The organism is Christiangramia marina (assembly GCF_048285865.1).
GTDB classification, from domain to species: domain Bacteria; phylum Bacteroidota; class Bacteroidia; order Flavobacteriales; family Flavobacteriaceae; genus Christiangramia; species Christiangramia marina.
In genome coordinates, this window is sequence record NZ_JBLVTK010000002.1 from 775,158 (window position 1) to 784,172 (window position 9,015).

Below are 9,015 nucleotides of genomic sequence, written 5' to 3' on the forward strand. Positions count from 1 at the left end.
TTCTACCATTTGTAAACCTCAGCTAAAATTTTAACAGCATATTGGTGCTTCTTTAACAATTCACACCTCTCTGCGTCTTATCTTTATACTAACTAAAATTCAAATATTAGAATTATGAAAAAATTGATCATAGGTGGTTTAAGTGCAATGTTTTTCTTTGTTGCAAGCCCTATTAACGCACAGGATAACGATAAGGTGAACTACTCTAAGGAAGAACTTAAGTTTTCCAAAGTAGATGCCAGTCCAATGGATCTTGCGCTCTACAGAGACCAGGATGATGCAGCAGTCGCGAGAGTTATTTATAGCCGACCACAAAAAAGAAATCGTGAGATCTTCGGGAAGCTGGTACCTTATGGTGAGGTATGGAGAACAGGAGCGAATGAAGCAACTGAAGTTACTTTATACAAAGACATGAAAGTTGCAGATGCTACGGTAAAAGCTGGAAATTATACCTTATACACAATTCCAGGAGAAAAGGAATGGACTGTTATTCTTAACAGCAAAACCAACACATGGGGTTCTTATGAATATACAGATAAGGAAGATCAAGTTAGAATCAATGTACCAGTAAGACAGGCTCCTAATACTATTGAATCTCTATCTATGGCTTTCCAGGAAGCTAAGAACGGTGCAGACCTTCTTATAGGATGGGACAACAGCTACGTAAAAGTTCCATTTAAGAATGCTAACTAATATGTAGTCCAGCAGCAGCTTATAATTTAAAAAACGCCCTGTCGGGCGTTTTTTTTATGGTATGTTCAAATATTTATGGGTTTGTAGCGATACTTTCCACTGCGGATTTTCCATTACATAATCAACGATCATTGGGATCACTTTATCGCGGTTACTCCATTCAGGCTGTAAGTATAAAATACAGTTCTCACTGACCTTCGCAGCCTGCTCTTCAGCAAACTTCAGGTCATGTTTGTTAAAAACAATAACCTTTAACTCATTGGCCAAAGGATAGATCTCCTCGGTTGGCAATTTAATCTTCTTTGGTGAAAGACAGATCCAGTCCCAGGTACCCGTTAGCTCATAAGCGCCCGAAGTCTCAATATGAATATCACAACCTTGTTTCTTGAGATTATGAGTCAGAGCTGTCATATCCCAGGTTAATGGTTCTCCTCCCGTGATCACAATAGTTTTACTGTGTCGGGTAGCATTCTCAACGATTTCCCCAACATGCGTAGGCGGGTGCGTACTGGCATCCCAGCTTTCCTTCACATCGCACCAGTGACAACCTACATCACAACCACCAATCCTAATAAAATATGCAGCCGTTCCTTTGTGGAATCCCTCACCCTGGATCGTATAAAATTCTTCCATTAGTGGAAGCATTATTCCTTTATCAACCAGGCTCTTTGTCTCTTCTGAAATCATAGCCGGCAAAGATAATCATTATACTTCAGGATAAATAACCTTTGTTTTTGAGTTTGCGAACGATCGGTTTAATTGTAAGTATGATAAAGTATATATTTAAGTCAAAAATTCTAATATGCGCCTGAAGGTCTTCCTAGCAGTTTTATCCATTCTCGGCCTGAGTTCATGTGCTACTAGGTTATCGCGGAAAACAACCGAGTTTGAGAAGATTCACCATGGATTTACTGGGATCGCACTTTTAGATGCAGAGACTGGTAAAAATATCTATCAGTATAATGCCCACAAATCTTTTACTCCAGCTTCCAACACCAAAATATTAAGCCTTTATTCCGCTATAAAATCCCTGGAGGACAGCATCATAACATTCAGATACCGAAAAGGTAAAGATTCTCTGATCTTTTCAGCCACCGGTGATCCTGGACTACTTGATTCAGAAGTGTCTTCCAGTACGTCATTGCAATTTCTACGGAATTCCAAGGATTCTATCTATTATCAAAAAGCTAACTGGAAGCAGAAAATGTACGGTGCCGGATGGAGCTGGGACGATTTTGAATATGCCTTCTCCCCTCAAATATCTGCAATTCCCGTTTATGAGAATACAGCAAGTTTTACGATGGAGAATAAAGATCTTAAAGTTTCTCCGGAAATTTTTAGCAATTATACCCGAATTATTAATTCTGAAACACTGGAAAAACTTAAGGGAACGAATGAATTCAGGATTCCACAGAAACTTCAGAAGAACGATACTCTAAGAATTCCTTTTGAAACTTCAGAAGAATTGAGTATCAGGATCATTGAGGAAGAAATTGGTCGAACTATTAAAATCATTCCGCCAGGACCAAAAGCCAGTCATAATATAAAATCTGTGGCTTCCGATAGTGTTTACAAGCAAATGATGCATACCAGCAATAATCTCATTGCGGAACAATTACTTATCATGATTTCAGAAAAAATGACGGATACCATGAGCACTAAAATCGCTATAGATCACGCTAAAAATAATATGATTAAAGGATTGCCTGATGAATTCCAATGGGCAGATGGCTCTGGCTTATCAAGGTACAACATGAATACTCCTGCTAATCTGGCGATCATTCTGAAACGTTTATTAGACGAAAAAGGTAAGGCCTGGGTTTCAACCATTTTCCCTACGGCTGGAAAGCACGGAACACTTGCAAACTTACTAACGGACGAAGAAGCATTCGTATTTGCAAAATCAGGAAGTTTAAAAAATAACTATAGTCTTAGCGGATACCTTAGAACGAAAGGCGACCGACTTTTAATTTTCAGTATTATGAATTCGAATCATATGAGCTCCGCAAAAGAGATCAAAGCTGAAGTTTCAAAGCTTCTTATTCACATTAGAAACAACTATTGAATTTTAGAAGTTCCAAATATTCCCTATTTTCGAGACAGTATATATACCTATGAAAAGACGCAATTTTGTTTACGGCCTAGGACTTGCCGGTTTAAGTATTCCCCTAAAATCATTTTCAGCAACAGCAGAGCGGCAAATTTCAACTAATAAGAAACTTCTACCGAAAAGACTTTCTAAAGGAGATACTATTGGAATAACAAGTCCTGCAGGAGCAATTTTTGACAGCGAACCTTTTGAGATCGCCAAGGAAAACCTGGAAGCGATGGGGTTAAAAGTGAGGTTTGGAGAATTTATAAAAAACCGATACGGCCACCTGGCAGGAACCGATGAAGAACGTGCTTCAGAATTGAATCAAATGTTTGGTGACCCTGAAATTGATGCGATCATTTCACTTCGTGGAGGTTCGGGAGCTGCAAGAATTATAGACAAACTTGATTACGAGCTCATTCGGAAAAATCCGAAGATTTTCATAGGCTACAGTGATATTACAGCATTGCATCTTGCGATGTACGAAAAAACTGGTTTAGTGACCTTTCATGGACCTATGGCAAGCTCTTCATGGAATACTTTTAATTATGATATTTTTCACCGGCTGTTATTCGAAAGAGATATGATCGAATATTCAAATCCAGAAAATTTGAACTTTCTGGAAGTCCAAACCGGCAATAGAATAAGAACTATCAATACTGGTAAAGCCAAAGGGGAATTACTGGGTGGAAACCTATCTGTACTTACCTCAATTATGGGAACACCATATTTCCCTACAAACTGGTCGAATAAGATCCTGTATGTTGAAGATATTGGAGAAAAAATCTATGCCGTAGACAGGATGATGTCCCAACTAAAACTTGGTGGTATACTGGATAAAATCTCAGGATTTGTCTTTGGAAAGTGTACAGGCTGTGATGCCGGCGGAAATGGCTACGGTTCACTTACTATGGAAGAGGTTATAGACCATTATATAAAACCTTTAAATATCCCGGCATTCTCAGGTGCAATGATTGGTCATATAGATGACAATAGCACCATCCCTAACGGAATTGAAGCTGAAATAAATAGCAAAACCGGAATTATTAAATTATTAAAACCTGCAGTTAAATGACCACATCAGAAAAGTTTGTAGATCACATATCTTCGGAATACAGTACTAAGGGTGATTATATTTATCTGGGCGCAGGAATGCTCGACGAACAAGTTTTTGCAAATGCTCCAGTAAAGATTCCGTTAAAAACGATGAATCGCCACGGATTAATCGCAGGAGCTACAGGAACCGGAAAATCAAAGACCCTGCAGATACTTGCAGAAAACCTATCTCAGAAAGGAGTGCCGGTTTTACTGATGGACGTAAAGGGAGATCTTAGTGGAATCGCGAAAGCTTCAGAAGGTGCCACTTTTATAGATGAGCGTCATGAAAAACTTGGGTTTCCATTCTCTCCAGATGCTGCACCAGTAGAAATGCTAAGCCTTTCAGAACAGGATGGAGTAAGACTCAGAGCAACAGTCAGTGAATTTGGTCCAGTGCTCTTATCAAGAATACTTGATCTAAATGATACTCAATCCGGGATCATGGCGATCATATTCAAATATTGTGATGACAACCAACTGCCACTTCTAGACCTTAAGGATCTCAAAAAGATGCTTCAGTATACCACAGAGGAAGGCAAGGAGGAGATCAGCAAGGAATATGGTAGAATTTCAAGTGCATCCACAGGTGCTATTCTGCGGAAGATCATTGCGCTGGAACAACAAGGTGCAGAGCTGTTCTTTGGTGAAAAATCTTTTGAGGTAAACGATCTACTGAGAAAAACATCAGACGGTAAGGGATATGTGAATATTTTGAGGCTTACCGATATTCAGGACAGGCCAAAATTATTCTCCACCTTTATGCTTTCACTTCTCGCTGAAATTTATTCAACCTTTCCAGAGAAAGGTGATATGGATAAACCGGAACTTGTTTTATTCATAGATGAGGCACATCTTATTTTTGATGAAGCTTCAGATGCATTGCTAGATCAAATTGAAAGTATTGTAAAACTGATACGTTCCAAGGGTGTTGGACTGTACTTTGTCACTCAGAATCCGGCCGATGTTCCTGAAGAAGTTCTGGGACAGCTGGGACTTAAAATTCAGCATGCATTAAGGGCTTTTACAGCTAAAGACCGAAAGGCTATTAAACTTGCTGCTGAAAATTACCCGATTTCAGAATTTTACGATACCAAAAATATGCTTACCTCGTTAGGTATTGGAGAGGCTATGGTTTCAGCATTAGACGAAAAAGGAAGACCTTCTCCCCTGGTAGCGACTATGTTGCGCGCGCCAATGAGTAGAATGGACATATTAAGTGATTCAGAATTAAGACAAATCAACAAAAATTCTGAACTTGCCCGGAAATATAATGAGGAAATTGACCGCGAAAGTGCTTACGAGATCCTGAATAAAAAGATCGAAGAAGCAGATCGTGAAGAAGCAAAACAACAGGCTAAAGATCAGCGACAAAAAGTAACAAAGACCAGTAGCCGTCGTAAAAGCGGACGTTCCCGTGAAGGAGCGATCATCAAAGTGCTAACGAGTGTGACTTTTATACGCGGCGTAATGGGAATATTGAATAAATTTTTAAAATAAAGGAAACCGAATTCTATGTATAAAAAAGCTCTAATCTTTCTAGGCCTTTGCGCCGCAATGGTATCATGCACGAGTGATAAAGAAAACCCATTTCTAATAACTCCAACGCAAGTGGGACCTTTGAAAAAGGAGGTTAAAATCAACCAGTTAGATAGCATTTTTAAAAATGATAGCATTGTAAGACAAACAAGCGGTCCTGATGACTTTCGTTCTACAGATGAGATCAAGATCTTTGGTGAAGATGGTGCAGCTTTAATGAGCCTGGAACCCTTGCAGGAATTCGACTCTACCAGTACCATTGGATATATTCGCATACTTGATTCCCGATACGAAACTAAGAACGGACTGAGTGTAAATAGTACCTTCAAGGATATCATGGAGAATTATACGATCTCAAGGATCGAGAATACGATAAATTCTGCCGTGGTATTTCTGGATGAGATCAATGCTTACATTACAATAGATAAATCACAGTTACCGTCTAATCTTCGTTATGATACGGATAGTAAGATCATGGCTTCACAAATCCCGGATGATGCAAAGATCAAATACTTTATGATCTACTGGAACTAGAATGAGAAGGTACCTGCCTATTCTTATTGTAATACTGTTTGCATCCTGCAAATCCAGACAGGACCTGCTGGCTACCAGTTTACTTTCGAAAAAAGGCAATTACCAGGCAGTGATCGAAATACCAGCAGGTACAAATGCTAAAGTAGAATACGATAAGGACTTAAGACTTTTTAGTACTTCCCTTCGTAATGGTAAGGAAAGGATTATTGATTTCCTGGCTTATCCTGCGAACTATGGGTTTATACCTTCCACTTATTCAGATCCCGCGAATGGAGGTGACGGTGATGCGCTGGACATCATGATTCTTAGCAGCACACTGCAATCTGGAGATATCGTGGAATTCATTCCAATTGGCATGATCAAAATGATAGATGCAGGCGAAGAAGACTTTAAAGTTATTGCCATCCCAGCCAGAAGAGAATTAAGAACAATACAGGCTGAAAATTATCACCAACTATCCAAAAATTACCCAGGAGCACTGAATATTCTGGAGACCTGGTTTTCAAATTATGATCTGGAAGACAATACGGTAATCGAAGGTTGGGGTGATGAGAAGGAAGCAATTAAAGAAATTGAAAGGCTTCGGTTAAAATTGTAAAGTTTGTTAATATTGATTTCTGAATAAATTAAATAGATACTTTTAATTCTGATAACCAATATTTTAATGTCTTATGATTAAAGTTTTAGCAATGATTATGACCGTTGGTGGTGCGATCGCACTGGTAATGGGAGTCTTAGGAATCTTTGGAAGCATAGCACTTATGTTAAGCCCCTGGGCACTTACCATCCTGGGATTTGTATTCTTCGTAGCAGGAATTTCCATGCTTAAATATCGAAGAGATACAGATGAAGTTCCCGCACGAAAGTAATAAGTTCGCAAAATCTGAACATAAAAAAAGCTGCCCAAGGGCAGCTTTTTTGTTTCACTATGGTGACTTTTAGTCCACATTATCATGCAAGAAAGAATTATTCTTTCTAAAATGCAATTCGTTATTATCGTCCTGCTCGATGCTGGTTCTGGAAAGTTTGCTTTCGCCAGGCTTCGAATTATTTAACTCGATTCCAGCTCTTTTATAAGCCGGCTGCTTTTCGATCTCATCGATCTGAGCTGAACCAGTTCTAAATTTGTAATTGAACTCCTTCATCTTCGCTTTACGCTCTGCAGTGCGTTGACGCACAACTTCAGAAGAAATTGGATTATCAAATGGATCATGCTCATCATTGTCATTCTCCCTTGAAGGTGCCGGCGCTACGGTCTTTTTCTCAAAAGCTACTGTTTCATCCTTTTCTTCTTCCTTTTCCGGAGCCTTAGAACTTTCAAGTTGTTGTTCCATTTCCATATAATCATCAAGACTATATCGCTTTACTCCCGTGGCAGAATTTTCGGTTACAGGGACGATCTCAACATGTTCGTTCACTCGAATATTTCTTGCAGACTGCTCCTCTTCTTCATTCAAAGAATGACGCTTTACCTCTTCTTTCTTTTCTGAAGCCTGTTTTTTCTCTTCCTTCTGATTCATTGGAATATCGAAAGTAAACATGAATTGTTCTTCACTTTCAGATTTACCTTCTTCAGATTCCTTAAAATTTTCGGTATCCAGTGTTTCTGAAGTATCATTGATGATAAACTCTTCAGGATTTACTTCCTCATAGATAACATCAAGCTTTCGTGCGAAATCTGGTGTTTTGTAAATATCTTCTACCTTCTTCTGAATTTTACCAACCTCGTCTACTTCCTCTACATTTTCATCAAGCGTGTGAACGATCTTTTCTTCCTTTTTAGGTGCCTCAAATTCTATCCGGGCATCTTCAATATCATCGTTTCTATCCTGAGATACTTCAGAGACAGAACCAGTTCTTTTAGCGATCAATTCCTGCTCGGCTCTTTGCTCGTCTTCCAGGGTATGAATAATCTTTTTAGTTTCAGTATTAGTGATCTCATTTTGCTGTTCTACATCGAAACCAGTAGCGATAATAGTTACAGCAATAGAGTCTTCTAAAGATTCGTCCTCACCAACACCCATAATGATGTTTGCACTATGTCCAGCTTCAAGCTGAATATGGTCATTGATCTCTCCAATTTCATCGATAGTGATCTCCTCGTTACCAGATACAATAAGCAGTAAAACATTTTTGGCTCCGGTGATCTTATTATCGTTCAATAATGGCGAATCAAGTGCTTTCATGATCGCATCTGTAGCTCTACTGGCGCCTGAAGCCTGGGCAGAACCCATGATCGCAGTTCCAGAATTACTCAATACAGTCTTCGCATCGCGAAGGTCAATGTTCTGAGTATAATGGTGCGTTATAACTTCTGCAATTCCTCTGGATGCAGTTGCCAACACTTCATCAGCTTTCGAGAATCCGGCTTTAAAACCAAGATTTCCATAAACCTCACGAAGTTTGTTATTATTGATCACAATGAGTGAATCTACATGCTTACGCAGTCTTTCAACTCCTAATTGTGCCTGTTCGTTTCTGTTTCTTCCTTCGAACTGAAATGGAATGGTCACGATACCAACCGTTAAAATATCCAGTTCTTTTGCCTGTTTTGCAATTATTGGAGCAGCACCAGTACCGGTACCACCACCCATACCTGCAGTGATAAAAATCATCTTGGTATTGGTATCCAACATTTGCTTGATTTCCTCAAAGCTCTCTACTGCCGCTTTCTCACCGATCTCAGGGTTCGCACCTGCTCCAAGTCCTTCTGTTAAAGTTACTCCTAACTGAATCTTGTTTGGAACCGAACTGTTCTCCAAAGCCTGGGAGTCGGTATTACAAACAACAAAATCAACCCCTTTTATTCCGGCCTGGAACATATGGTTAATGGCGTTGCTTCCTCCACCTCCAACTCCAATCACTTTGATGACGTTTGATTGGTTTTTTGGTAAATCGAATGAGATGTCTCCAAATTCTGTACTGCTCATAAACTCTGTTTTACTGGTTGTATTGTATCTATTTTATTCTGCATTGTCTAAGAAATCCTTGAATTTCTCTGCCCATTTATCAAAGATGCTTTTTCGAGCAACCTTATTGGAAGAGGGCTCTTCCCTGTAAGT

At 39.3% G+C, this 9,015-nt stretch carries 9 protein-coding genes; 7 read left to right on the forward strand and 2 right to left on the reverse strand.

Going from position 1 to position 9,015, the window contains the following annotated elements; translation table 11 throughout:
* Positions 1-114: 114 nt before the first annotated feature.
* Positions 115-693: a DUF2911 domain-containing protein gene (locus ACNKXS_RS10080; RefSeq protein WP_417920742.1), complete on the forward strand. Its 579-nt coding sequence runs from the start codon at positions 115-117 to the stop codon at positions 691-693.
* A 54-nt stretch (positions 694-747) separates the two neighbouring features.
* Here ACNKXS_RS10080 and ACNKXS_RS10085 read toward each other — a convergent pair whose 3' ends face one another.
* Positions 748-1,380: a 7-carboxy-7-deazaguanine synthase QueE gene (locus ACNKXS_RS10085; RefSeq protein WP_417920743.1), complete on the reverse strand. Its 633-nt coding sequence runs from the start codon at positions 1,378-1,380 to the stop codon at positions 748-750.
* Positions 1,381-1,495: 115 nt separating this feature from the next.
* Between ACNKXS_RS10085 and ACNKXS_RS10090 the strand changes: the two genes are divergently transcribed.
* The 6 genes from ACNKXS_RS10090 to ACNKXS_RS10115 all read left to right on the forward strand — a co-directional run bounded on the left by ACNKXS_RS10090 (position 1,496) and on the right by ACNKXS_RS10115 (position 6,822).
* Positions 1,496-2,758 carry a D-alanyl-D-alanine carboxypeptidase gene (locus ACNKXS_RS10090; RefSeq protein ID WP_417920744.1) on the forward strand — a complete coding sequence of 421 codons (1,263 nt, stop codon included), beginning with the start codon at positions 1,496-1,498 and terminating at the stop codon, positions 2,756-2,758.
* A gap of 49 nt (positions 2,759-2,807) precedes the next feature.
* The gene (locus ACNKXS_RS10095; RefSeq protein WP_417920745.1) at positions 2,808-3,860 is read left to right on the forward strand and encodes a S66 peptidase family protein; all 1,053 of its coding nucleotides are present in this window, start codon (positions 2,808-2,810) and stop codon (positions 3,858-3,860) included.
* Entirely contained in the window at positions 3,857-5,380 is a 1,524-nt protein-coding gene (locus ACNKXS_RS10100) for a helicase HerA-like domain-containing protein (protein WP_417920746.1), read from the forward strand. Before ACNKXS_RS10095 ends, ACNKXS_RS10100 begins: the two co-directional genes overlap by 4 nt.
* A gap of 15 nt (positions 5,381-5,395) precedes the next feature.
* Positions 5,396-5,953, forward strand: a complete 558-nt coding sequence (locus ACNKXS_RS10105) for a hypothetical protein (protein ID WP_417920747.1) — start codon at positions 5,396-5,398, stop codon at positions 5,951-5,953.
* A gap of 1 nt (position 5,954) precedes the next feature.
* Positions 5,955-6,551: an inorganic diphosphatase gene (locus ACNKXS_RS10110; protein ID WP_417920748.1), complete on the forward strand. Its 597-nt coding sequence runs from the start codon at positions 5,955-5,957 to the stop codon at positions 6,549-6,551.
* 73 nt (positions 6,552-6,624) lie between these two features.
* Positions 6,625-6,822 (forward strand): hypothetical protein, encoded by a 198-nt coding sequence (locus tag ACNKXS_RS10115; RefSeq protein ID WP_141876892.1) that lies wholly within the window; start codon positions 6,625-6,627, stop codon positions 6,820-6,822.
* A 69-nt stretch (positions 6,823-6,891) separates the two neighbouring features.
* On the opposite strand, the gene ftsZ is transcribed toward ACNKXS_RS10115, so the two are convergent.
* Entirely contained in the window at positions 6,892-8,883 is a 1,992-nt protein-coding gene (gene ftsZ / locus ACNKXS_RS10120; protein ID WP_417920749.1) for a cell division protein FtsZ, read from the reverse strand.
* Positions 8,884-9,015: the final 132 nt, after the last annotated feature.

Bases quoted from the DNA above. Each gene is read 5' to 3' on its own strand.
- ACNKXS_RS10100 (WP_417920746.1), top strand. From the start codon at position 3,857: ATGACCACATCAGAAAAGTTTGTAGATCACATATCTTCGGAATACAGT.
- ftsZ (WP_417920749.1), bottom strand. From the start codon at position 8,883: ATGAGCAGTACAGAATTTGGAGACATCTCATTCGATTTACCAAAAAAC.
- ACNKXS_RS10115 (WP_141876892.1), top strand. From the start codon at position 6,625: ATGATTAAAGTTTTAGCAATGATTATGACCGTTGGTGGTGCGATCGCA.
- ACNKXS_RS10080 (WP_417920742.1), top strand. From the start codon at position 115: ATGAAAAAATTGATCATAGGTGGTTTAAGTGCAATGTTTTTCTTTGTT.
- ACNKXS_RS10105 (WP_417920747.1), top strand. From the start codon at position 5,396: ATGTATAAAAAAGCTCTAATCTTTCTAGGCCTTTGCGCCGCAATGGTA.
- ACNKXS_RS10095 (WP_417920745.1), top strand. From the start codon at position 2,808: ATGAAAAGACGCAATTTTGTTTACGGCCTAGGACTTGCCGGTTTAAGT.
- ACNKXS_RS10090 (WP_417920744.1), top strand. From the start codon at position 1,496: ATGCGCCTGAAGGTCTTCCTAGCAGTTTTATCCATTCTCGGCCTGAGT.
- ACNKXS_RS10085 (WP_417920743.1), bottom strand. From the start codon at position 1,380: ATGATTTCAGAAGAGACAAAGAGCCTGGTTGATAAAGGAATAATGCTT.
- ACNKXS_RS10110 (WP_417920748.1), top strand. From the start codon at position 5,955: ATGAGAAGGTACCTGCCTATTCTTATTGTAATACTGTTTGCATCCTGC.